Raw genomic sequence first — 22,674 nt, 5'->3', positions numbered from 1 at the left:
CCGCCTAGCGGTGGGAGAACGGGATCAGGCCCGGCGCGAGAGCCTCGAACGTGAAGATGCCGATTCCCGTGGGGCCTCCCGCCAGCAGGACACCGAGGGTGTCGCCGGGCCGGATAGCCACGTGCGTCGTGCGCGGATAGTCGCGCAACGGATTGCTACCAGGAGTGATGACGCCGATGGGGTTGGCCTCGGAGTCGAGCACCTCGACTCTGGCACCGTCATACATCGCCTGATACACATTGTCGGCGGAGTCCACGGTGGTCGAATCGCAGAGGCCACCGGTGAAGTGGGCATAGACGCGTGATTCCGGAGCTTGACGGCCCTCAAGCTCGACTCCGATGAGCCGATTGGTGAGGTGCTCGCTCACCCAGAGTCGCTGCTCATCAACAGACAGCGCGATTCCATTGGGCATCGCAACGCCACCGAGCAGCAGAGACTGCTCCCCATCCGGCGTTACCTTGATCACCCGGCCGGTCGGATTCATGGCCGTGCCTTGAAAGTCGTTGTAATACATCGTTCCGTCGGCCGCGAAGACGAGGTCGTCGGGAACAATGGGCGTGCCGTCGAACTCGCCGAGCACGGTGCGATAACCGGTGCCGTCGGCGTTGGCGCAGGCGATGCGACCGCCGCCGTGCTCGCCACCCGTGAAGTCGGCGAAGAAGAGTCGGCCGTCTCGATGAATCACGAGCGAGGCGAGCTGAATGCCGCTGTCGGCGATGATGCGCTCGACCTCATTGGTCTCGGGGTCCCAGCGAAATACCTTGTAGCCATCGGGATCGGGGAAGGCGCTGATAAAGAACATCCGGCCACTGCGGTCGAAGGCTGGACCCTCGGGAATCGGGTTCATGCCGCCGGGCGTGTCTGTTCCGACAAGACGTTCGAGCACGGGCTGGGCAACAATGTGACGCAGGTCTCGCCCGTGTCGTGCTGCCGGTTGCGTGGTGATCGCCATTGATTCTCCTCGTGCCATGGTTCGGTGCTGCGGTTCGGTGTCGTTCACTGTAGCTGCGGGCATGGTGACGGATGCCCGGCGAATGAGACAGATCGGCCGCCATTGATACTGCACCATGGATGATGGCGGGCACTTCGCTCCCCCCATGCACGCTCGGACGGCCCGAACATGCGGATCTCATAGTTGTCCGCTTATGAGTCCGGCGCCATCTGTCTTTCCGTCGCCGCCGGGGTTGACCGTATTCTGCCGAGGATGCTAGCGGCGCCTGCGCCGCGCATCCGTGCCGTACGCGGTACCCGATCTTTGACCAGAGGAGCCCCACATGTCCGTAGAGAAAGTCGATGTCCGTCCCGAGAATTGGGACTGCATCATCGCCCCCACGTCGCTGCTGGCGATCATCACGACCGTGGACAAGGACGGCAACGTCAATGCGGCCTCGTATGGTTCGACCGTCCGCGTGTGCCACGATCCCGTGCAGCTCTCGTTCACCTGCACGCAGGGCAGCGACACGCACGCCAACATTCTTCAGACCGGAGAGTTCACGATCAACTTCGTGCCGTTCGAGCACGACATGCTCGAGAAGGTGCTGCAGATCGGCCTGCCGTGGAAGCGCGGCATCAACGAGCTCGAGATGGTTGGTCTGACCACGGTTCCCGGCACCAAGGTTGCCCCTCCCCGCATCAAGGAGTGCTACGCGCACTTCGAAATGAAGGTCGACTGGACCCACTCTTGGATTCACCGCATGACGGTGACGGGCATGACCCAGGCCGTTTCGGCCAACGCCAATGTGATCGACGAGAACCAGATGATCATCTGGGAAGAGGCCAAGCCCGCACACTTCGCCGGCGGCCGTTACCAGGACCAGTTCGTTCCAGCGAACCAGCCGATGAAGGTCGAGTGGGATTACCGTCCGCTCGAGAAGGCCGGAGTCACTGGCGCCAACTTCCGCGGGTTCGACGAGGGTGTCGAGGACCCGGTACTCACGCCCGTTGACGACTGGCGCGACATGTTCCGCAGCTCGCCCCGCTCGTTCTAAGCGTGCCGATGGGGCGCCGTCCGTTATGCGGTCGGCGCCTCGTCCCCCGTTTCGCGCAGGGTTTCACCATGCGCGACTAGCCGTGCCAGAAGAGAAACAAGTTGGGTACGCTCGCCCGGTTCTAGGCTCTCCACCATGCGGTCGGTCATGGAGGCCGCACTCACGGCTACCTCGTCGAAGACTCGCTGCCCTTCAGGGGTGAGGCTCAAAAGCTTGCGCCGCATGTCTTTGGGGTCGCGGTCGACGGCCACCCATCCACGCTGAATGAGGCGCTGGATGACGGCGCCCGTCGTGGAGGTATCGAGCCCCGATTCTCGCGAGAGCGCGATCTGATCGGTGCCGGGCCGGGCGGCGATTACCGTGATCGCCGAGAACTGCGTCGGCGTGACATCCTTCGACACCATCGCCGTCCACAGATACCCGTGGACCTGCTGCGCCCTGCGGATGAGATGTCCGGGGCGGCTATGCATGTCCTCGGGGTCGGATGGGGGCACCTGAGCGGTCACCCGGTCGAGTGTAGCGGCGGCAAGGGTTCCCACAAACAATCATTTACGATACGTTGGCGTCTAGAAAGCCCCGAAGGGGTCGTGACGACACAGACTCGCAGGAAGGCCACCGGATGACCCGGCGCGAAACCGCATCGCCTCGCAGCAACTCCGCGACCCGTGGGCGACCCCGCGACCCCGAGGTGGACCGTCTTATCAGCAGAGCGGCCCTCGAGCTTCTCGGCGAAGTCGGATACGACCGGACGAGCATCGAGGCAGTCGCCGCGCGATCCGGCGTCGCCAAAGCCTCGATCTACCGCCGCTGGCCCGGCAAGCCCGAACTCATCCTCGACGCGGTGCGCGCCCAGGAACCGGCAAACGAAGGTGCCCCCGAAGACACGGGAACCCTGCGCGGCGATCTCCTCGCCGCCTTTCCCCGATTTCTCGTCTTCAGCTCGTTCGAGAACAGCCAGGCCCCCATCATCACGGGCCTGATTCAGGCGATGCGGGTGAACCCGGACCTCACGGAATACATGAGGGGTCGCTTCATCAGCTCGATCAATCACATCAGCGAGATCATCGTGGAACGAGCAATCACCCGGGGAGAGGTCCCCGCGGCCGCTCGCTCCCTCCGCCTCTTTCACGACATCGCTCCCTCCCTCACGGTGGCGCGGATGCTCATGACCTATGAACCCGTCGACGACCAGTTTCGCGAAGAGCTGGTCGACACGATACTTCTGCCCCTGCTCAAAAACGCCTGAGCCCCAGCCCCACCTTCAACCCCCGCTCACATCTGCCGCCCCGCGGCCATGCCTCGCCGCGACGAAAGGACCCCATGTCTAACCGATTCGAATCCAAGGTTGTTCTCGTCACGGGTGCCGGTTCCGGCATCGGACGCGCCATTGCAGTGCGCATGGCCGACGAGGGCGCGCGCGTGATCGCCGCCGACATCAGTGGCGCCGAGAATGAGACCGCCGCGTTGCGACCAGACTCAATCACGGCCGTTCACTGCGACGTGGCGCAGCCCGCCGACATCGCCGCGATGTTCGACCGCATCGGCGCAGAGTTCGGCCGCCTCGACACCGTCTACAACAACGCGGGAATCACGGGGCCCGCAGTGCGCGCCCACGAGTATGACCTTGAATCGTGGGATCGCGTCATGGACATCAACGTGCGCGGCGCGTTCCTCGTGATCAAGCACGCGATTCCGATGCTTCTGGCCGTCGGCGGCGGCAGCATCATCAACACCGCCTCCGTCGCCTCGATCATTGCCGCACCCGGCTCGTTCGCCTACCCGCCGTCGAAGGGCGCGGTAATGATGATGACAAAACAGGCAGCGCTGGAGTACGCGGCAGACGGAATCCGGGTCAACGCGATCTGCCCCGGTCTGATTCGCACCCCCATCCTCGATGGGGCGCCCGTCGGCCACGACGTTCTGGCGACCTTCGTGCCGATGGGTCGCCTGGGCGAGCCAGAAGAGGTCGCGTCGCTCGCGGCGTTCCTGGGCAGCGACGAGGCCGGCTTCATCACCGGCCAGGGATTCTTCATCGACGGCGGCCAGACCATCGGCTAACGCCCCACTCCACGGCAGACGCCCCCGAGCTCACTTGGGGGCGTCTGTGTTTGTCAGGTCAGTCGGCGGCGAGCGCCAGGGCGATAGCCGCTTGCGCTATTTGGCGATAGACGATGGGCATGCTGATGTGGTCTGGGTCGACCCGGCGACCGATCGCCGAACCTTCGAGCACCGCGAAACAGAACGTTGCGATCTCCATGGGGTCTTTGCTGCTGCCAAGAAACGCTATGACCTCGGAGACCGGCCCGGCGATGAAGTCCAGACCGCTCTGGCGCACCCTGCGGATGGATTCGATTGTGTCGTCACTGATGTCGACGGGTTCCATGGCGAGCGTGACAAGCACACGAAAGAACCGCGGCTCCTCTCGGGTCGCTGCGCCGACGGACTCCATGTACCGCGTGAAGCGCTCGACCACGTCGCCGCCAGAAGAAAACGACTCCCACGACGGCAGCTCGGCGAAGAAGCGCTCCGACTCGCGCTTCACCACCGCCGCGACGACGCCATCTTTGCTGCCGAAGTGCCAGTAAATCGAGCTCGCGGGCAGCGCAGAGCGCGCGCACAGGGCGGCAACAGAGGTCCCCGAGTATCCGTTCTCGAAGATCAGATCAACAGCAGCGTCGAGGATGCGCTCGCGCGATTCGACGCCCTGCTTTTGGCGCAGGGTCAGTGAGCGAGGCATGGAGTCCATCCTGTCAGGGCGTGAGATGTCGTCAACAGTCAATTGCGTATGAATCTTCGCCACATCCGTATGCCGTGACTATTGCTTGTCTATGTTCTGCATGTAATGATCGCTACACACACAAAGAGGTGGTCCTTCGCGGGTCGAACCAACGGTTCGCCCGCACGGCCAGGAACCTCTGCACCTGACGTGAAGGAGATGGTCGCGGTGGCCACCACAACGCTCGAAAGCTCAACAAAGACCCCCCGCGGCGAGCACACACTCACCCTGACCGTCGCTGGGATCCGCGAGGAGGCAGACGGGGTTCGCTCGGTCACCCTCGCCCATGCCGACGGCAGCGCCCTCCCCGCCTGGGAGCCCGGCTCACACATCGACATCACGGTGGCCGAAGGCCTCACGCGGCAGTACTCGCTGTGCTCAGACCCGAGCGACCTCTCGAGCTACCGCATCGGCGTGCTGCGGGAGCCCACAAGCCGCGGCACCTCCGAGTACATTCACTCCACGCTCGCCGAAGGCGACACCGTCACGATCGTCGGCCCCCGCAACAACTTCGCCCTCGCCTCCGCGAATCGCTACATCTTTATCGCCGGCGGAATCGGAGTGACCCCCCTCATTCCCATGGTGGCCGCGGCAGCGGCATCCGGAGCCGACTACCAAATCGTCTATGGCGGCCGCCGCAAAGACTCGATGGCGTTCATTGAGGAGCTCGCGGCCCACGGCGACAGGTTTGTTATCTGGCCAGAGGACGAGAAGGGGCTCATCGACCTGCCCGGCCTGCTCGGCGAGGTCCACGACGACACCCTCATCTACACCTGCGGTCCCGGCCCACTGCTCGGCGCCGTGGAGAACTACAGCAGCCACTGGCCCGTCGGCGCTCTGCATCTTGAGCGCTTCACCCCCAAGGAGATCATCGTGACCGACCAGCTCGACGAGTTCGAGGTCGAACTGCAGGCGAGTGGAATCACACTCACCATCGGCCCAGACACCACCATCCTCGAGGCCGCCAAGGGAGCGGGCGTTGACGTCTTCTACTCGTGCTCAGAGGGCACCTGCGGTTCATGCGAGACGCAAATCATCGAAGGAGAAGCCGACCACCGCGACTCCGTGCTGAGCGCCGCAGAACAGGCAGAGAACACCTGCATGATGATCTGCGTTTCGCGCTCCAAATGTTCGAAGCTCGTGCTCGACCTCTAGGTCGCACCGCAGGCTTCGCCCTCCGCCAGACCCCTACCCACAGAACTCACGGGAGCAAAAACGATGTCAACGCCAACCCTGCTCGAAGTCACCGCAGAAGAGCTCGAAACCTGGCCGCCGCGCCCCGAAACCCGCAAGCAGCCCGCTGCTTACTTCGACGTGCTGCGCGAAAAGGCCGGCGCTGGCGTTTACCGCTTCCCCAACCCGCATGCCAATGGGCGCCCGATCTTCTTGGCCATGAGCTGGGATGCGGTCTCGCACATTCTCAAGCACACCGATGAGTTCGACTCCAACCTCGCCACCGTGCTGCCCGACATCGCGGCAATGCTGCAGCTTCCGTTCCCCGACAAGCCGACTCACTACCGCCCAGAAGGCATTGCGTTCACCGAGGACGAAGACCACGATGTGAAGCGCGTCTGGGCCGACATGCTGTTCACGCCCGAGCGCATGGCCGGGTACAGCGCTGTAATCGCCGAGGTCGCCGACCGCCTGATCGACAAGTTCATCGACGAGGGCACCGCCAACATCAGCGCCGACTTCGCCGAGGCGATCCCGCTCGAAGTTCTCACCATCATCATGGGTCTGCCCGGCGAAGATGCCGCTGACATCAAGCGCTGGACGGATGTTGTCACGCGCCTCAGCATGACGGCTCCCACCGCAGAGGAGGTCGCCAACACCGAGCGTGCGATCGCGGAGTGCTCCGAGTACGTGCTCACCCAGTGCCTCGAGCGCCTCGAGAACCCCGGCGACGACTACCTCAGCGAGGTCATCAAGCATCAGATCGCCCGTGACGGCGAGTTCGACCAGAACGTAATGGTCAGCCACGTGCGCAACATGTTCCTAGCGGCCTACCACACCACCGCGGGCGCCCTGATGGCCGCGACCGTGCACATGTGCGAGATGCCCGAACTGCAGGACGAAATTCGCAACACCCCAACGAGCTTTCGCAAGTTCTTCGAGGAGTCGATGCGCCTCGAAGGCCCGCTCATGTGGCACCCGCGTCACGCGGTCAACACCATCGAGATCGACGGCGTAGAAATCCCCGCCGGCTCGATTGTCTTCACGTCGTTCCGTGCGGGCAGCCATGACCCCGATAAGTACGAAGACCCCTACACATTCGACGCAAGCCGCCGCAACCTCATGCACCATCTGAGCTTTGGCGCCGGCATCCACCGCTGCCCCGGTGCCCCTCTCGCCAAGCTCTACGCGCAGGTTGCTTTCGAGCGGCTGCTGGCGCGCACGCGCAACCTAACTATCAACGAAGAGCTCAGTGACCTGGAGCCGCTGCCCGGCTTCAACTTCCGCATCCCCACCCGGGTGCAGGTCAACTTCGACAAGGCCTGATTCGAGAGCTAACTCGGGTCACACCATCGGCCGGGAGACAGGCGGGCACAGCCGCGTCTCCCGGCCGATTTTTCGCATCAGCTATACCAATGGAGGTATTGTTCATGTCCCTACCCGCTCCCCTCATTCGAGAGGTAACCGGCGCCGAGCTGGAATCCTGGCCGCCTACCCAGGAGACCCGCAAGCAGCCAGCCGCCTACTTCGAGAAGCTCCGCGGCATCGCCGGCGTCTATAGTTTTCCCCAGCCCCACCCCAACGGCCGCCCCATGTTCTTCGCGTCCTCATGGGATGCCGTCTCTCACATCCTCCGCGACGACACCCAGTTTGACTCGGATCTCACCGATGTGCTCCCCGAGCTTGCTGGCCTAATCGTTCCGCCCTACCCCGAGGTTTCTAGCCACTACCGCATCGAGGGCATCGCATTCACGGAGGGCGAGGACCACGACGTCAAGCGTTCGTGGGCCGAGATGCTCTTCGAAAAGGATCGACTGGATGCCTATGCTCCCGTCATCGCCGAGGTTGCCGACAGCCTCATCGACAGGTTCATTTCTGAGGGCCGAGCGAACATCACCGAGGACTTTGCGGAGGCGCTGCCGCTCGAGGTTCTGACCATCATCATGGGCCTGCCGCGGGAGGACGCGTCGACCATCAAGGGGTGGACGGATGCCATCACCAAGGTCGGCATGGGAACCCCGTCTCCTGAAGAAGCGGCCGCTGCGGGGCTCGCCCTCGAGCAGAGCTCCGACTATGCGTACCGTCAGTGCCTTGCCCGCCTGGAGAACCCCGTCGGCGACTATCTGAGCGATGTCGTCAAGGCACAGGTGGACCGCGATGGAGAATTCGACAAGAACGCCATGGTGGTCCATGTGCGCTCGATGATCCTCTCGACGTACCACACGACATCCGCGATGCTCGCTTCGGCGGCCGTGCACCTGTGTCGCCTGCCCGAGCTGCAGCAGGAGTTGCGCCAGAACCCGAGCAAGTTCCGCAAGTTCGTTGAAGAATCGGTGCGGCTTGAGGGTCCGCTGCAGTGGCACCCTCGCCGCGCCGTCACGACGACGGTGGTCGAGGGGGTCGAGATCCCCGAAGGGTCGATCGTCTTCGCTTCGTTCCGCGCAGCCTGCCACGACCCGTCCAAGTTCGAGGACCCGTACGAGTTCAACCCCAACCGCCGCAACATGGCTCACCATCTGAGCTTCGGCGCTGGCACCCACCGCTGCCCCGGTGCCCCCCTCGCGCGCCTCTACGCGCAGGTCGGATTCGAGCGTCTTCTGTCGCGCCTCAGCAAGATCGAGCTCGACGAAGAGAACAGCATTCTCGAGCCGGGCCCCGGCTTCAACTTCCGCATCCCGACCCGCGTGGCCGTCACGTTCACCGCAGCGTGAGCGCCGCAGCCATTCCCGCGACCATGCGGGCCGCCGTGCTCCACACGGTCGGGCAGCCGCTCGTCGTTCAGGATGTCGCGATCTCGCAGCCGGGCCCGCACGAGGTTCTCGTGCAGGTCAAGGCGAGCGGTATTTGCCACAGCGACCTCCACGTGTGCGAGCACGACACCGGTCACTACCGCGCTCCCCTGCTGCCGGGCCACGAGGTCGCAGGCGTGATCGTTGCGCTCGGCGATGCCGTCGCAGGCCTCTCGGTGGGCGACCACATCGTCGCGTGCGAGGTCGCCCACTGCGGCCACTGCATCGACTGCATCTCGGGCCGGCCATTCATGTGCCCCAACGTGCATGAGACCGAGCGCGGCGCCGACGAGGCCCCCCGCGTCTCGATCGGCGACACCGGGGTCACGGCATTCGCACACATCGGCGGCTTCGCCGAATACGCTCTCATGCACGAGAACAGCGTTGTCGCCATCCCCCATGAGATGCCATTCGACCGCGCCGCCATTCTCGGATGCGGTGTGATCACAGGTGCCGGCGCCGCAATCAATGCTGCGAGCATCCGTGTTGGTGACACCGTTGCGGTAATCGGATGCGGCGGCGTCGGCCTCTCGGTCATCCAGGGGGCGATTCTCGCGGGCGCCCGCCGGGTCATCGCGATCGACGTGCACGACAACAAACTCGAACTCGCCCGCACGATGGGGGCGACGGACGTGATCAACTCCGCCGAGGTCGACCCCGTCGAGCGCGTTCGCGAGCTCACTAGCGGGCTCGGAGTTCTGTATTCGTTCGAGGTCGCGGGCCTCAAACGCACGGCGCTTCAGGCGCTGGAGATGATCCGGCCGTCGGGAACGGCGTTCCTCATCGGAATCCAGGCGCCGGAGACCGTGCTCGAGATCAACCCTCTGCTCGACCTGCTCTTCTCCAAGCGCAACCTGCGCACGGTGTACATGGGCAATTCGAACTTCAAGCACGACATTCCCCTGCTCGCCGAAATGTATCTGCAGGGCAGGCTCAACCTCGACGACATGGTGTCTCATCGCATCGCGCTCGACGACGTGCAGGAGGGTCTCGAGAACCTGAGGAGCGGGTCTGCGGCTAGAACCGTCATCACCTCGTTCTGACCCGTTACCGCGACACCCGGCCACGGCATTCCGCCCGGCCGGGTGTCGCTCTCTCTATATATAAGGAGCACAATGACCGACGACGTTCAGCTCGACTCCATATCCGAAATGCGCGACACCTTCGAGATGCGTGACCTCGAAGTGTGGCCACCGGCCCCCGAGACACGCAAGAACCCCTGGGACTTCTTCGACACCGTGCGGGCTCAGGCGCCCGTCTACCGCTACCCGGAGGCGCATCCGCTCAGCGGGCGCCCCATATTTCTCGCGACGGGGTGGAACGCGGCCACACGCATCCTCACGGGCGATGACTTCGACGCCGAAATCACCGAGGCACTGCCCGAGATGGCGATCCACGCGGCACCTCCTTACCCTGATGTTTACTCCCACTACGGCCCGTGGAACGTCACCTTCGCCGAGGGTGACGATCATGCCGTCAAGCGGTCGTGGGCGATGATGCTGTTCGAGAAGGAACGCCTCGACACCTTCGAGCCCGTCATCCGCAGCGTTGCCGACCGGCTGATCGATGGCTTCATCTCCGACGGCACCGTCGACATCAGTGACCGGCTCGCCGAGGCCCTGCCGCTCGAGGTCCTCACGATCATCATGGGACTGCCGAACCAGGACGCCGGCCGGTTGAGATCGTGGACAGAGGCGATCTTGCGCCCCGGCCTCAATCCAGCAGAGGACCTGGCCGCGGCGCAGGCCTTGCGCGATGCGTCCGACTACGCGCTTGAGCAGTGTCTGCTGAGGCTCGCGGAGCCCCAGGACGACTACCTCACCGAGGTCATTCAGGCGCAGGTGGCTCGCGACGGCAAGTTCGACAAGAACGCGATGGTTGTCCATGTGCGCGCGATGTACCTCGCGGCGTTCCACACGACGGCCGCCGTGATCGCCGCGGGTGTCGGACGCCTTGCGGAGATGCCCGCCGCTCAGACGGAGCTTCGCGAGAACCCCCACCTCGTCCGCCGCTTCGTCGAAGAGACCCTGCGGCTCGACGCTCCCTTGCAGTGGCAGGCACGCGTTGCGCTCGGCGACGCCGAGGTCGACGGCGTGAGCATCCCTGCGGGAGCGATCGTGTTTGTGTCATTCGCCGCCGCGAACCATGACCCGGACAAGTTCGCCGAGCCCGGGGCTTTTCAGACAGACAGGCGCAACTCCGCACATCACCTCGGATTCGGCGCTGGCGACCACAGGTGCCCCGGCGCGCCGCTCGCCCGGCTCTATGCCCGGGTCGCCTTCGAACGCCTTCTCGCGCGGACATCCGCCTTCCAACTGGACCATGACAAGAGCGATCTCACACCCATGGACGGGTTTAACTTTCGCATCCCGACCCGGGTTGTTGTGACGATCCCTTAATTAAGAGGTACGTGTACCGCTTGGTGCGCTCGCGAGCGGATCCGCCACTGGCTCGGCGACTCCCCGAACCGGTGCCGAAACACCCGGGAGAAGTGGGCGGAGTCCGGCATGCCCCACGCGGCCGAGATCTCACGGATCGAGCGATCGAGCAGGGCCGGATTCGCGAGGTCGATGTGACAGCGCTCAAGCCGTTGCATACGGATGGACGCCGAGACACTCATCTCGTCGCGCTCAAACAACGAATAGAGGTGCCTGACGGAGATGAAGTGGGCGTCGGCGATCGACTGCGGAGTGAGATCGGGGTCGCCGAGATTCGCCGAGATGTGGTTCTTGATCTCCAGGGCCATGCGATGCGTGCCGTCATCCGGTTCGAGGCCACTCATGAGGCATGTCGCCGACAGGTCGAGCAGGTGCCGCGCGAGACGAAGGCCGAGTCGACCATCGACCTGGTCGAGGTCATCGGCGAGCGATGCGAAGAACGGCGAGACGGTCTTGCCCATCCCCTGCGCGCCCGAGACCACGCGTGCCGCGATCGCTCTCATGGGCTCGCGGGGGATGTCAAACATGTGCTCGGGAACAACGCAGATGAAACAGCTGACCGTTTCGTCGAACTGCCATTCGTAGGGCTGCGACGTGAGGGCCACGGTGAAATCGCCCGGCCGCAGCGCAGCGTTCCTGCCGAACTGGCTCAATATGCTCTCGCCACGAATCTGGTAAGTCAGCAGGTAGGAGCGGTCGGATGCACTGCCGATGTGGCGCTCGTCGCGAACGATGCGGTGCGCAGCAGAGTCGACGTCAACGCGCCCCAGGCCGACGCGCCCGACCTGATGTTGGGTGAGTCGCGCTGACAGATTCCGCGAGCTCGAACATGAGCTGGCCACCGTCAGGGGTGCACGGCGGCTGAGCATCTTGCGCCAGTCGGGCAGGCTGTCGGCTGCTCCGACGAACGCGCGCGCGGAGTCGGGCTGCAGAGCTTCTTGTGCCTCGATCATCCGCCGCCTCCTTGCGTCTCTCCCAGGATAGTACGTCGACGGATTAGTGCGCAGAATAGCAAGAGATCTGCACGAATCTCCTCTACCGCGTCGAGCGATTCGACTTGTCTAGAGAGGCAGGCAATGCCTGGTGACCACAGAGGAGACAGCATGAGATCCGGTTCGGAATACGCAGAAGGGCTGCGCGGGGCACGCGTCGTCAACATCGTCGGCGAGGGCCGCGTTGACGACATCACGACCGACCAGAAGACGGCAGCGACCGTGCAGTCCTACGCCGACTGGTACGACAGACGCAGCGCGCCGGAGTCGCCTACCGACGTTCTCTTTGCTCCGGCATGCGGCGACTCCGCCCGCGCGCCGATCGAACTCACGATCCCCCGCACCGCGGGCGACCTGCGTGCCCTCGGTGTCGCTTTCGAGGAGACGATGCTGGCGAGCGCGGGCAACCTCACCCACGACCCCGCTTATGGCAACCTCATCGCGATCGGCAACCTCGACGCCGCCACCCGCATGAACCTGTCGGCGGAGCACGTGCAGGCCGCCGCCGCCTACCGTGACCTCATTGAGAAAGAGGGGCGGTTCGTAACCCTCGCGTTCGGCGGCGCACCCGTCGGCTACCGCTTCAACACAACGGCAGAAGAGCGGCAGGCGCTGCACGTTGTCGAGGAGCGCCCCGAGGGCGTCGTGCTGACGGGCCGGATCGCAATGCACTCGGCGTCGCCCTTCGCCGACGACGTCTACATCGGCATCGGCAGCGGAGTCACGCTCGGCGACCACAGGGCAGCATTCGCCGTTGCGGTGGACTCCCCCGGCGTGAGCCTCATGGCCCGCAAGATCTCCGCCCGACACGAGAACCCATTTCTGGCGCCGCTCAGTAGCCGGTTCGACGAACTCGACGCCCAAATGTGGCTCGAGAACGTCGTCGTGCCCTGGGACCGTGTATTCCCCACCGCATCGGCCGCAGGCCCGCCCGCTGCCCGCCCCGACCAGGTGACGTGGGCATGGACCAACTGGCACCAGCTCTACTGCTGGTACGCCAAGGGTGAATTCTCGCTCGGCCTCGCCCTCGCGCTCACCGACATCATGGGGCAGAAGGGCAACCCCAAGGCCCGCGAGCACCTCACCGACATGATGGTGGAGCTAGAGGCTGTTCGGAGCGCCCTTGTGGCATCCGAACTCGACCCCGACTGGTCGTCGCCGACGGGCATCCCGTCGCCGAACCTGCGGCATCTCGCCGCAGGCAGCCTGCGCATGATGCAGAACCAGCGCAAGCTCAACGAGATCCTGCGCATCATCCCCGGGTCATCGATGGTCACGGCGCCGTCGGATGCTGAACTCGCGGACCCTGCCCTCGCACAGGGCCTCGAAGAATCATTCGGTGGTGGCGGCTACACGGCGCTGCAACGCTCGGCCGTTCTCCACCTCGCGTGGGACCACGTGAGCTCGGCCCTTGACGCTCGGGAGTCGGCCTTCGAGCTGCACGCTAACGGGGGCGCTGGGTTGTGGCGCACCAAGACCGAGGCACTCTTTCCTGATCGCGACCGTCTCGTGAGCCGAGTGCTGTCAGTGCTTGACGTCGAGATGCCCGCGGCCGCCGAGAGTGTCACAGCCTAAGCAGAAAACGACAAAGCCCCCGACTCCGAAAGGAGCCGGGGGCTTTGTGTACCTCTACTTCTTACTACTTGCTGAGCGGGGTGCCCGACGTGGTGAAGAATTCGTCGAGGATGTTCGCCGGCGAGTAAGGCGCGCCAGGAGCCATCGACGCGTCAGAAGTCGTGTCTGCACCATCGATCGTGAAGTCGTTCACGTTTTCGCTCGTGATGAGCGTCGGCGGCAGAGCCATGACGTTCATCTTGGCTCCCTTGCCGGACAGGGTGCGGATAAGAACCTCCCAGACCGCGTCTGCCTGCTGCTCGGGGCTGCCTGCGACTCCAGCGGGCGAGTACGTGTCGGCCTTCTCAGCCCAGTACGCGAGGGCGCCTGCGCTGATGCCGTTTCCGGCAACGAGCGGCACGGTGCGGCCGACCTGCTCGAAAGCGTTGACGATGCCCGTTGCCATGCCACCCATCTGAACGACGGCGTCGATCTCACCGGGGTACGACGCGAGGAAGTTCTGCACGGCGGTCTTGGCGGTCGCGTTGGTGAAAGCAGCCGAGATCTCGCCAACAACCTCGACATCAGGGCACTCGGCAAGAGCGGCCTTCACACCGTTGAAGCCCTGGATCTCCGGGTCGATTCCGTCGAAGCCGTGCACGACGAGAACCTTGCCCTTGCCGTCCTTGAGCTGACCGAGGGTCGCGGCGGCAGCAGAACCAGCATCCTGGTAGAAGGTCACCATGGAGTTGACCGCGTAGGCGCTGTTGATGGGGCTGAGGGCGGCCGTAATGATTCCGGCCTCTCCCGCCTCGTCGACGGCACTCGTCATACCTGCAGGCGAAAACGGCTGCATGATGATCGCGTCAACGCCGCGGCTCACGAGCGACTGGTAGCCCTGGAGCTGCTGAGCAGGAGACATTGAGGTGGGGTCGGGCATGAGGTTGACCTCGAAGTCACCCTCGACGAGTCCGAGCTCCTTGGCCTCGTCGAAGCGCTTGTTGAACTGGTCAAGGTATGCCTGGTTGATGGCACCCGTGATCGGCAAAGCGCTGTAGCCGATCTTCCACGGGCCCGCGTTCTCTGCGACGTCGGCCCAGGCGCTGGCCTTGAGCTCGACCTCGGCACCGCCGAAGCCGACGAGCGTCTCGTCGGAGAGCCCCGCGAGAACACCCTCGGGGTCGGCCGGCAGGGCGCCGGGCAGCGAGCCGCAGCCCGAAGCGGCGAGCGAAGCGGCAGAAACCGATTCGCCCGAACCGGACTCGGTTCCTGCCTCTGCTGCGCAGCCAACAAGGGAAATACCGACCACGAAAGTGGCGATCGCGAGCGCGGGTGCGCGGCGCGACATCCGACGGCCGATGAATGAGTTAGTCATCTGGTGTTACCTGATTCCTTTGCGTCTTTGCAATGTGTGTATGGGGTTGCGGGATGTGGTGCACGCTCCGGAGAGAACCGGAGACATTCGGGTTAGATGCGATCGCGCAGTTTGCGTTCGCGTCCATAAGCAACGACAGCGCCAAGGATGACGAGGCCGAAGAGAATCTGCTGATCGGCATAGGAGAACCCGATGCCGATGAGCACGGTGTTGAGCGCCGTGATGAGAAGCGCTCCCGTGATGGTGCGGTTGTAGTCGCCCTTGCCACCCATCATGGTTCCGCCCACGACGACGGCCGCGAGGCTCTGGAACATATAGGTGTTGCCCAGGGTGAGGTCGGCGCTGCCCGAATAGCCAGCAAGCAGAATGCCGACCACGGCGGAGCCGATCGCACTCACCATGAAGACAATGACCCACATCTTGCGGCTGCGAATGAGTGTGAGATCTGCCGCTTTGCGGTTTGTGCCAACGGCCGAAAGGCGGCGGCCCGTCGCCGTCCAGGTGAACAGCACGAACATGACGATCGCAATGACGATCCACAGCGAGACGACGGGCGGAATCGGCAGGCCAAAGGTCGTAGAAATCGGCGACATGAACTTGCCGAGCCACGCCGGTGCCGTGCCCGTGAAGCTGCCACCCGTGAGCACCAGCGCGATGCCGAGGGCGATGGCGCCAGCCCCCAGACTGATGATGAGCGGGTTGAGGTCGAAGCGGTGGCTCACATATCCCACACCGGCACCGATGACACCGGCACCCACGATCACTCCCACGAAGATGACCCAGAAGTCGAGGCCCGTGATGGAGGGCAACTGGCTGATGGCCAGGGCGCCAGCACCGATCATGCTGGCAATCGAGAGATCGATGCCGCCAACGATGATCACTAGCGTCTGCCCGAGAGCAGCGATTCCCGTGATGGCCGCCATCACGAGCATGAGGCGGATGCTGCTGGGGTTAAGAAGGCCGGGCAGAGCGTTGGCGCCGATCACGAGAATGACCGCAACGGCGAGCAGTTGCAGAACAGGGAACTCCTTTTGCACCCCGAGCAGCCTGCGCCACACGCGAACCATTACCGAGGGGTCTTCTGCGACCACGATTGTTGACGTGGTGGTCATGAGGCGCTCCGTCCGGTGATGCTGAGCTTCTTGCTGAAGATGATTGCTCCCACGAGCAGGGCGCCATAAACGACCTGGAGCCAGGCCTGGGCGAATCCGGCCTCGGTGAGCGCCCCCTGGAGCAGAAAGATGATGGCGGCTCCGAAGATGGGACCGGCCATGCCGCCTCGGCCGCCCTCGACGGCGATGCCACCGAGGGCCATAGCGACGAGCCCCGGCACGAGATACGACGATGCCGTAGAGGCATCCACGGTGCCCGAAAGGGTGACCAAAGCGATTCCGCCGACCCCGGCGACAAGGCCACCAAGCGCATACGTCACGACCCTGACCAGGTCAACATTGACGCCACTCGCGAATGCTGCGACGTCGTTGCTGCCGACCCACAGCAGGGTGCGAGCAAACGGGATGAGACGAAGAATCGCCCACAGGATCACAGGGACCGCGACGAGCACAATGCCCGCCGGGATGCCGAACAGGCCGTCGCGAGCGAAGTCCTTGGTCCATCCGCTCGTGAGCACCGTGGCCTGGGGCGCAACCTTGAGGCACACGCCGATGATGATGAAGTTCATGCACAGCGTCGCGATGATCGGAGAAACCCGAAGTCGCGTGACAATGAGGCCATTGACGATGCCAACGACGACGCCGGCGAGCAGCACGAGGGGAACAGCGATGAACGGGTTCACCCCCGCCGGCGCAAGCCAGATCACATAGACGGCGCTCGTGAAGGTCATCACAGGAGAAATCGACAGGTCGATTCCACCGCCACCAACCATGGGCGCAAACGAACTCGCCATGGCAACGATGGCGAACGGGGCGAAGATCAGCAGCTGCTGTCCCCAGTTGAAGTTGGGCTGCAGACCGAGGTTGACCACGAGCAGCACAAGCGCGATGACGAGCGCTGGCACAAAGTAGTACTTGGCGATCCACGCCCGAACGTTTTCTTTTCGGGTGCGCGCCTGCGGCAGCGCCAACGAAGTTGTTGAGGTCATTCGGAGTCACCTTCTTTCTTTCCGAAGTAGGCGGCAACGAGACGCTCGCGGGTGAGCTCGTCATGAGTGAGCTCATCGAAGACCGTGTGCTCACGGAAGACAATGACGCGGTCCATAAGGTCCAGGTGTTCGTCGATCTCCGACGAGAGCATCACAATGCTCATGCCTTCATCGGCAAGCTTGGAGATCACGCGGTAAAGGTCACGCTTGGCATTGATGTCGATGCCACGGGTGGGGTCGTTGAGCAGCAGAACGCTGGGGTCGGCCGCGAGCCACCGTGCGAGGATGACCTTCTGTTGATTGCCGCCGCTGAGGGTCGTAATCGCATCCGATGAGTGCCCGAACTTGATCGACAACGCCTCACGCCAATGGTTGAGGCGAGCGTCGATGCGCTTGGCCGTGACCAGGCCGAACTTCTTGTCTTCTGCGAGCGTTGGCATGGCGAAGTTGTCGCGAATAGGCATCCACCCAAAGATGGCGTCGCCCCGGCGGTCTCGCGGCAGATAGGCGATTCCGTTGCGGGCAGCCACACGGTTCGACTCGATCGCGATTGCACCCGATTCGGCGAACCGCACGATCTCTCCCGAGGCACCGGGACGGATGCCCGCGAGGGCCAGCAAGAACTGCTCCTGCCCGTGGCCTTCGAGCCCAGCGAGGCCGACGACCTCGCCGCGACGGATGGTGACATCGATGCGGCTGCTGGCGCGCGAGAGCCGCAACTGCTTGGTCTCGATCGACGGCTCGGCAGCAACACCCTTGCCTTTGACCCGGTTCTCTCGGGCCTCTTCTGCGGAGTGTGCAGCACCGCTCATTGCGCGGACAAGGTCCTGTGCCTGCCATTTGCCCTGCTCAAACGACGCAACGGTCTCGCCGGCGCGAAGCACCGTGACGCGGTTGCCAATCAGCTCGACCTCATCCATGCGGTGGCTGATGAAGAGGGTGCTGACACCCTCAGCACTGAGCCGAGAGATGATCGCAAGAAGTCGGTCGCGGGTAGCAACGTCGAGAGCCGAAGTCGCCTCGTCGAGGATGAGAAGTTTGGGGCTCGCCACGAGAGCGCGGGCGATGACGCAGGCCTGGCGCTCGCTCAGCGACAGCTCGGCTACCGGGCCATTGAGGTCGGGAACATAACCGAGGAGTTCGTCGAGGACTGCGGTGGCTCGTTCGCGCTTGATCTTGGCAGGGATGCGGTTGCGCACAAGGCCATCGATACCGACCCACACGTTCTCAAGAACCGTTCGGCCATCCGCCGTCAGAACTTCTTGGAACACCGTGATGATGCCTGCCGCGCGGGCCGCCCGTGGGCTAGAAAAGCCCTTGGTCGTTGCGCCGCCGATGGTCACCGTGCCGCGGTCGGGAATCTGGACGCCGCTCAGAATCTTGACGAGCGTGCTCTTGCCCGACCCGTTTTCGCCCATGAGCACATGGACTTCTCCGGCGTGGATGTCGAACTCCGCGTGGCGAATCGCCTTGACCGGTCCGAATCGCTTTGCGAGATCGGTAATGCGGATAGCGCCGTGGGGCGACTGCGCACCGGCGTCTGGGCCTTCAGCAGGCGCAGACTGCGTTCCTGTGGCCATTACCATCTGTGTTCCTTTGCCAACATCGTCGTCGTAGTGCGGGTACGCCCCTCACCGGACTTGTTCCTTGCCCGGTGGAGCCACGCTATGCGACGGCATGCTGCCGACGGAAAGACATAGTACGAGCGGTTTCATTTGTTCACGGTTATGTATGCGGAGCGCTCTGGCAGCGTTTCGGGCATCAATGAGGTTCCATTGGGCCGCCAAACCCCCGCGCTTATGCGCTCCGCCTAATAAGTATTGCTGGGGTTCGTCTTTGCCCCGGCCATCAGCGCGCTCCTACGGTTAACACTTGTCGCCGAATGGCGGTGATCGCGCATCACAAAGGGGTGTCATGGACTGCGGCCAAATTCTGCGCAAGTTCGCACAGCAACAACCTGACGCACCAGCCGTCACGTTCGAAGGCGTAACGCTCACGGCGAGCCAGCTGCTCGCTCGGTCGTACCGCCTCGCCAATGCTCTCTCAGCTCTGGGCCTTCGCCGCGGCGACGCCGTGGCAACACTCGGCGTCAACGCCCTGCGGTCGCCCGAAGAAATCGCAGGCATCGCTATGGGCGGCTTCGTGAGGGTTCCCCTTCACCAGGGCAACACCGCAGAAGCGCACCGCTACATGCTCGAAAACAGTCGAGCCCGTGTGCTCATCACCGATCCGATCGGTCTTGCCGAGTGTGCCGACTCCCTCATCGCTCTTGAGCACCTTGAAGCCGTCATCGTCGACTCCGACTCCGGCCACCTCAAATACAACGATGTTCTTGCCGCCGCAGATCCCCGCGATCCAGGTCTCGTGCTCGGCGACGACGAGGTCGTTCAGATCGGCTTTACGGGCGGCACGACCGGCCGCCCCAAGGGTGCCGTACAAACTCACGGTCGCTGGGTTGATGTGAGCATCGACCTCATGGGCCTGCTGCCCGCCCCCACTGCCCAGGTCGACCGCTTTCTCGCCGCTGGCCCGTTCTCCGGTCCCGCAGGAACCTTTCTCTTCTCGTGCATCGCCCGTGGCATCGAAATCGTCATCTCGCCCGACCGCACAGCAGCGACAGCAGCACGCCTCGTTCAGCAGCATCGCGCCACGATCGTCAGCGCTCTGCCGCCGCTCGTGCAGGCGCTGGGCGAAGACCCCGGCATCGACACCTTCGACCTCACGAGCATCCGCAGCATCATCTCCGCGGGCGCCCCGCTCCGTTCGCGCGTCATCCGCACCCTGACGGAACGCTTCGGCCCCATCCTCACGTTCTGTTACGGACAGAGCGAATGCGTGCCCATCGCCGCCCTCACACCCGACCTCGTGGCGCGGGGCGTCTCGGGCGAGCCAGAGCTGCTGCGCAGCGTTGGCCGGCCCACCCTGCGCTCCGCTATCCGCATTGTCTCGCCCGAGGGCGAAGAACTCGCCCTCGGAGAACCCGGCGAGATTACGGCGGATGCCGCCGGCAAGCTCGCCCGGTACTGGGACAACCCTGAGGCCACGGCGGAGAAGATCACGGCAGACGGCTATGTGCGAACAGGTGACCTCGGTCGCATGCGTGAGGATGGTGTGCTGTTTCTCACGGATAGAAGCGACGACATCATCACGATGCGCGGCACGGCCGTCGTGCCATCAGACCTCGAAGACGCCTTCGCCGATCACCCCGCAATCCACGAGGTCGTCGTGATCGGTCGGGCCGACCCAGAACTCGGCGAACGACCGGAGGCGGTTCTCTCGCTCAAACCGGGCAGCGAATTCACCGAGCAGGACATCCGTGACTGGTGGCGCGGCCGCAGCTCAGGCGACGACGCACTCGTCACGGTGCTGCTGAGCGCGGACCCCCTGCCCCGCACCCCGGCAGGCAAGCTCTCGCGCCGCATCATCCGCGAGGCGTTCAGCGCCGCCACCACCTCATCGTGACTAACACTTCCAACGAAAGGAACAGGACATGAGCTCCGACCTCAGCGGAGACGACCTGACCCAGGCCGTGCTCGACAGCTTCGCCCCCTCCACTGAACCGCGCCTGCGCGAGATTCTGCAGGTCGTCACGACCCACTTGCACTCCGCCGTCAAGGAGCTGCAGCTCACCCCCGGCGAGCTCAACACTGCGATCGACTTTCTCACCCAGGTCGGCCATATGTGCGACGACACTCGCCAGGAGTTTGTGCTGCTCTCCGATGTTCTCGGCATTTCGATGCTCGTGGAAACACTCAACGACAGCGACGACGAGCACGTCACCGAGGCGACCGTGCTCGGCCCGTTCCACATGACGGAGTCTCCTCGCCGCGAGCTCGGCGACAAAATCAACATGCTACCGGGCGGCGACCCCTCCTACATCACGGGCCGGGTCACCGACCCCGAAGGCAACCCCATCGCCGGCGCCGAGGTCGACGTCTGGCAGTGCAACGAGGGCGGCTTCTACGACGTGCAGCAGCCCGACGTGCAGCCGGCAGGCAACGGCCGCGGCATCTTCACGACCGACGCTGACGGCAACTTCCGCTTCCGCTCGATCGTGCCCAGCCACTACCCCATCCCCGATGACGGGCCCGTCGGCAAGCTTCTCGGGCTCACCGGGCGCCATCCGTACCGGCCCGCGCACGTGCACTTCATGGTGAATGCGCCCGGGTTCCGCGAGCTCACCACCCACATCTTTGTGGCCGACAGCCCCTACATCGACTCCGACACCGTCTTTGCCGTTCGCGGCAGCCTCGTTGTTCCCTTCGTCCCGACGAGTGATGCGGCCCTTGCCGCAGAGTCGGGACTCGAAGCCCCCTTCCACCACGCAACAATCGACATCGTGCTCGCCGCCGATGAAGAGGAGTCCGCCGCATGAGCACCCCCATCACCTTCGACTACATCGCCCAGCCGATGGACGTCTCCTTCGGCGCTGGCTCCCTCGGCCAGCTGCGCGAGCACATCGAGAAGCTCGGCCTCACACGAGTGATCGTGCTCTCGACCCCCGAGCAAGCAGACCTTGCCGAGCGCGTCGCGGGCATCCTGGGCGACCTCGCCGGGGGCATCTTCACGAAGGCACGGATGCACGTGCCGATCGAGATCGTCGACGAGGCTGCAGCGGTTGTCGCCGACATGCAGGCCGACGGCTGCGTCGCGGTCGGCGGCGGATCCACGATCGGGCTCGGCAAGGCGCTCTCGCTGCGGTACCGCATCCCCACGGTCGCCGTGCCGACCACGTATGCAGGATCCGAGATGACGCCCGTCTGGGGCCTCACCGAAAACAACGTCAAGACCACAGGGCGCGACCGCGCCGTCCTCCCCGTCAAGGTCGTCTACGACCCCGAGCTCACGCTAACCCTGCCGCTCGGTATGTCCGTGACGAGCGGCATGAACGCCATCGCGCACGCCGTCGAGGCCCTCTGGGCACCCGACCGCTCCCCCATGATCGAGCTCATGGCAGAGGAGGGTGTGCGCGCAATCGCCGCCGGCCTCCCCCGTCTGCGCGATACTGCGGACGACCTCGTCGGGCGCTCCGAGTTGCTCTACGGTGCCTGGCTCTGCGGCTCATGCCTCGGCGCGACCACAATGTCGCTGCACCACAAGCTGTGTCACATCCTCGGCGGCACGTTCAATCTGCCGCACTCCGAGACCCACACGATCGTGCTGCCCTACGTGCTCGAGTACAACCTCGCCTCCTCTCCCGCCGCGCAGGCGGCTCTCGGGCGCGCGCTCGGCGCCGACCCCGTGGCTCGCCTCGTGGAGCTGCGAGCGGCATGGGATGTTCCCTCGTCGCTTGAGCAGCTTGGCGTCAAGCACGAAGACCTCGAGACTGTGGTTGCCGCAGCCCTCGCAAGCCCGTACGCCAACCCGCGCCCCGTCACAGAGGCTGGCCTGCGCGAGCTGCTCGAGCGCGCGTGGAGCGGCGCACTCGGGTAGCACTCCCCGCCCCAGACCCACCCGCACCTTGTCGAGGGGTCCCAAATGCGGCTTC

The 22,674-nt window shown here is 64.3% G+C and carries 20 protein-coding genes; 12 read left to right on the top strand and 8 right to left on the bottom strand.

Annotated elements, in window-relative coordinates:
- Positions 1-4: 4 nt before the first annotated feature.
- On the bottom strand, positions 5-952 hold the full coding sequence (locus tag AC062T_RS13490; protein ID WP_476030849.1) for an SMP-30/gluconolactonase/LRE family protein: 948 nt from the start codon (positions 950-952) through the stop codon (positions 5-7).
- Between the two features lie 322 nt (positions 953-1,274).
- Between AC062T_RS13490 and AC062T_RS13485 the strand changes: the two genes are divergently transcribed.
- Positions 1,275-1,988, top strand: a complete 714-nt coding sequence (locus AC062T_RS13485) for a flavin reductase family protein (RefSeq protein ID WP_476030847.1) — start codon at positions 1,275-1,277, stop codon at positions 1,986-1,988.
- A 23-nt stretch (positions 1,989-2,011) separates the two neighbouring features.
- Here AC062T_RS13485 and AC062T_RS13480 read toward each other — a convergent pair whose 3' ends face one another.
- Positions 2,012-2,527, bottom strand: a complete 516-nt coding sequence (locus tag AC062T_RS13480; RefSeq protein ID WP_476030845.1) for a MarR family winged helix-turn-helix transcriptional regulator — start codon at positions 2,525-2,527, stop codon at positions 2,012-2,014.
- A gap of 80 nt (positions 2,528-2,607) precedes the next feature.
- On the opposite strand from AC062T_RS13480, the gene AC062T_RS13475 reads away from it, so the two are divergent.
- Positions 2,608-3,234, top strand: a complete 627-nt coding sequence (locus AC062T_RS13475) for a TetR/AcrR family transcriptional regulator (RefSeq protein ID WP_476030843.1) — start codon at positions 2,608-2,610, stop codon at positions 3,232-3,234.
- A 74-nt stretch (positions 3,235-3,308) separates the two neighbouring features.
- The gene (locus AC062T_RS13470; protein WP_476030841.1) at positions 3,309-4,046 is read left to right on the top strand and encodes an SDR family NAD(P)-dependent oxidoreductase; all 738 of its coding nucleotides are present in this window, start codon (positions 3,309-3,311) and stop codon (positions 4,044-4,046) included.
- Between the two features lie 58 nt (positions 4,047-4,104).
- On the opposite strand, the gene AC062T_RS13465 is transcribed toward AC062T_RS13470, so the two are convergent.
- Complete coding sequence (locus AC062T_RS13465; RefSeq protein ID WP_476030839.1) at positions 4,105-4,725, bottom strand: TetR/AcrR family transcriptional regulator; 621 nt, start codon at positions 4,723-4,725, stop codon at positions 4,105-4,107.
- Between the two features lie 207 nt (positions 4,726-4,932).
- Between AC062T_RS13465 and AC062T_RS13460 the strand changes: the two genes are divergently transcribed.
- The 5 genes from AC062T_RS13460 to AC062T_RS13440 all read left to right on the top strand — a co-directional run bounded on the left by AC062T_RS13460 (position 4,933) and on the right by AC062T_RS13440 (position 11,125).
- Positions 4,933-5,919, top strand: a complete 987-nt coding sequence (locus AC062T_RS13460) for a PDR/VanB family oxidoreductase (RefSeq protein ID WP_476030837.1) — start codon at positions 4,933-4,935, stop codon at positions 5,917-5,919.
- Positions 5,920-5,982: 63 nt separating this feature from the next.
- Positions 5,983-7,263, top strand: coding sequence for a cytochrome P450 (locus AC062T_RS13455; protein WP_476030835.1), 1,281 nt, complete (start codon positions 5,983-5,985; stop codon positions 7,261-7,263).
- A 104-nt stretch (positions 7,264-7,367) separates the two neighbouring features.
- A complete protein-coding gene (locus AC062T_RS13450; protein WP_476030833.1) occupies positions 7,368-8,648 on the top strand; it encodes a cytochrome P450 in 1,281 nt (426 codons plus the stop codon).
- A complete protein-coding gene (locus tag AC062T_RS13445; protein WP_476030831.1) occupies positions 8,645-9,769 on the top strand; it encodes a Zn-dependent alcohol dehydrogenase in 1,125 nt (374 codons plus the stop codon). The genes AC062T_RS13450 and AC062T_RS13445 overlap by 4 nt, the downstream gene beginning before the upstream one ends.
- Positions 9,770-9,841: 72 nt before the next feature.
- Positions 9,842-11,125, top strand: a complete 1,284-nt coding sequence (locus tag AC062T_RS13440) for a cytochrome P450 (protein ID WP_476030829.1) — start codon at positions 9,842-9,844, stop codon at positions 11,123-11,125.
- On the opposite strand, the gene AC062T_RS13435 is transcribed toward AC062T_RS13440, so the two are convergent.
- Entirely contained in the window at positions 11,122-12,117 is a 996-nt protein-coding gene (locus AC062T_RS13435) for an AraC-like ligand-binding domain-containing protein (protein WP_476030827.1), read from the bottom strand. The genes AC062T_RS13440 and AC062T_RS13435 overlap by 4 nt on opposite strands.
- A gap of 150 nt (positions 12,118-12,267) precedes the next feature.
- Between AC062T_RS13435 and AC062T_RS13430 the strand changes: the two genes are divergently transcribed.
- Entirely contained in the window at positions 12,268-13,731 is a 1,464-nt protein-coding gene (locus AC062T_RS13430; RefSeq protein ID WP_476030825.1) for a 4-hydroxyphenylacetate 3-hydroxylase N-terminal domain-containing protein, read from the top strand.
- Between the two features lie 64 nt (positions 13,732-13,795).
- On the opposite strand, the gene AC062T_RS13425 is transcribed toward AC062T_RS13430, so the two are convergent.
- From AC062T_RS13425 to AC062T_RS13410, 4 genes are all read right to left on the bottom strand, one after another.
- Complete coding sequence (locus AC062T_RS13425) at positions 13,796-15,085, bottom strand: substrate-binding domain-containing protein (RefSeq protein WP_476030823.1); 1,290 nt, start codon at positions 15,083-15,085, stop codon at positions 13,796-13,798.
- Between the two features lie 92 nt (positions 15,086-15,177).
- Positions 15,178-16,197 (bottom strand): ABC transporter permease, encoded by a 1,020-nt coding sequence (locus AC062T_RS13420; RefSeq protein WP_108514758.1) that lies wholly within the window; start codon positions 16,195-16,197, stop codon positions 15,178-15,180.
- Positions 16,194-17,186, bottom strand: a complete 993-nt coding sequence (locus AC062T_RS13415; RefSeq protein WP_476030821.1) for an ABC transporter permease — start codon at positions 17,184-17,186, stop codon at positions 16,194-16,196. The genes AC062T_RS13420 and AC062T_RS13415 overlap by 4 nt, the downstream gene beginning before the upstream one ends.
- Positions 17,183-18,766, bottom strand: a complete 1,584-nt coding sequence (locus tag AC062T_RS13410; RefSeq protein WP_476030819.1) for a sugar ABC transporter ATP-binding protein — start codon at positions 18,764-18,766, stop codon at positions 17,183-17,185. The genes AC062T_RS13415 and AC062T_RS13410 overlap by 4 nt, the downstream gene beginning before the upstream one ends.
- Positions 18,767-19,100: 334 nt before the next feature.
- Between AC062T_RS13410 and AC062T_RS13405 the strand changes: the two genes are divergently transcribed.
- The 3 genes from AC062T_RS13405 to AC062T_RS13395 are packed head-to-tail and all read left to right on the top strand — an operon-like array spanning position 19,101 to position 22,619.
- On the top strand, positions 19,101-20,648 hold the full coding sequence (locus AC062T_RS13405) for a class I adenylate-forming enzyme family protein (RefSeq protein WP_476030817.1): 1,548 nt from the start codon (positions 19,101-19,103) through the stop codon (positions 20,646-20,648).
- Between the two features lie 28 nt (positions 20,649-20,676).
- On the top strand, positions 20,677-21,561 hold the full coding sequence (locus AC062T_RS13400; RefSeq protein ID WP_476030815.1) for a dioxygenase family protein: 885 nt from the start codon (positions 20,677-20,679) through the stop codon (positions 21,559-21,561).
- Positions 21,558-22,619: a maleylacetate reductase gene (locus AC062T_RS13395; protein WP_476030813.1), complete on the top strand. Its 1,062-nt coding sequence runs from the start codon at positions 21,558-21,560 to the stop codon at positions 22,617-22,619. The genes AC062T_RS13400 and AC062T_RS13395 overlap by 4 nt, the downstream gene beginning before the upstream one ends.
- Positions 22,620-22,674 lie beyond the last annotated feature (55 nt).

The organism is Homoserinimonas sp., from assembly GCF_056262345.1.
The sequence above is the reverse complement of the archived record's forward strand: the minus strand, read 5'-3'. Positions and strand labels throughout refer to the sequence as shown.

What these genes read in the sequence shown, in the direction of transcription:
- AC062T_RS13490 (WP_476030849.1), bottom strand. Translation starts at nt 952, where the DNA reads ATGGCGATCACCACGCAACCGGCAGCACGACACGGGCGAGACCTGCGT.
- AC062T_RS13485 (WP_476030847.1), top strand. Translation starts at nt 1,275, where the DNA reads ATGTCCGTAGAGAAAGTCGATGTCCGTCCCGAGAATTGGGACTGCATC.
- AC062T_RS13475 (WP_476030843.1), top strand. Translation starts at nt 2,608, where the DNA reads ATGACCCGGCGCGAAACCGCATCGCCTCGCAGCAACTCCGCGACCCGT.
- AC062T_RS13470 (WP_476030841.1), top strand. Translation starts at nt 3,309, where the DNA reads ATGTCTAACCGATTCGAATCCAAGGTTGTTCTCGTCACGGGTGCCGGT.
- AC062T_RS13465 (WP_476030839.1), bottom strand. Translation starts at nt 4,725, where the DNA reads ATGCCTCGCTCACTGACCCTGCGCCAAAAGCAGGGCGTCGAATCGCGC.
- AC062T_RS13455 (WP_476030835.1), top strand. Translation starts at nt 5,983, where the DNA reads ATGTCAACGCCAACCCTGCTCGAAGTCACCGCAGAAGAGCTCGAAACC.
- AC062T_RS13450 (WP_476030833.1), top strand. Translation starts at nt 7,368, where the DNA reads ATGTCCCTACCCGCTCCCCTCATTCGAGAGGTAACCGGCGCCGAGCTG.
- AC062T_RS13440 (WP_476030829.1), top strand. Translation starts at nt 9,842, where the DNA reads ATGACCGACGACGTTCAGCTCGACTCCATATCCGAAATGCGCGACACC.
- AC062T_RS13435 (WP_476030827.1), bottom strand. Translation starts at nt 12,117, where the DNA reads ATGATCGAGGCACAAGAAGCTCTGCAGCCCGACTCCGCGCGCGCGTTC.
- AC062T_RS13430 (WP_476030825.1), top strand. Translation starts at nt 12,268, where the DNA reads ATGAGATCCGGTTCGGAATACGCAGAAGGGCTGCGCGGGGCACGCGTC.
- AC062T_RS13425 (WP_476030823.1), bottom strand. Translation starts at nt 15,085, where the DNA reads ATGACTAACTCATTCATCGGCCGTCGGATGTCGCGCCGCGCACCCGCG.
- AC062T_RS13420 (WP_108514758.1), bottom strand. Translation starts at nt 16,197, where the DNA reads ATGACCACCACGTCAACAATCGTGGTCGCAGAAGACCCCTCGGTAATG.
- AC062T_RS13415 (WP_476030821.1), bottom strand. Translation starts at nt 17,186, where the DNA reads ATGACCTCAACAACTTCGTTGGCGCTGCCGCAGGCGCGCACCCGAAAA.
- AC062T_RS13410 (WP_476030819.1), bottom strand. Translation starts at nt 18,766, where the DNA reads ATGGCCACAGGAACGCAGTCTGCGCCTGCTGAAGGCCCAGACGCCGGT.
- AC062T_RS13405 (WP_476030817.1), top strand. Translation starts at nt 19,101, where the DNA reads ATGGACTGCGGCCAAATTCTGCGCAAGTTCGCACAGCAACAACCTGAC.
- AC062T_RS13400 (WP_476030815.1), top strand. Translation starts at nt 20,677, where the DNA reads ATGAGCTCCGACCTCAGCGGAGACGACCTGACCCAGGCCGTGCTCGAC.
- AC062T_RS13395 (WP_476030813.1), top strand. Translation starts at nt 21,558, where the DNA reads ATGAGCACCCCCATCACCTTCGACTACATCGCCCAGCCGATGGACGTC.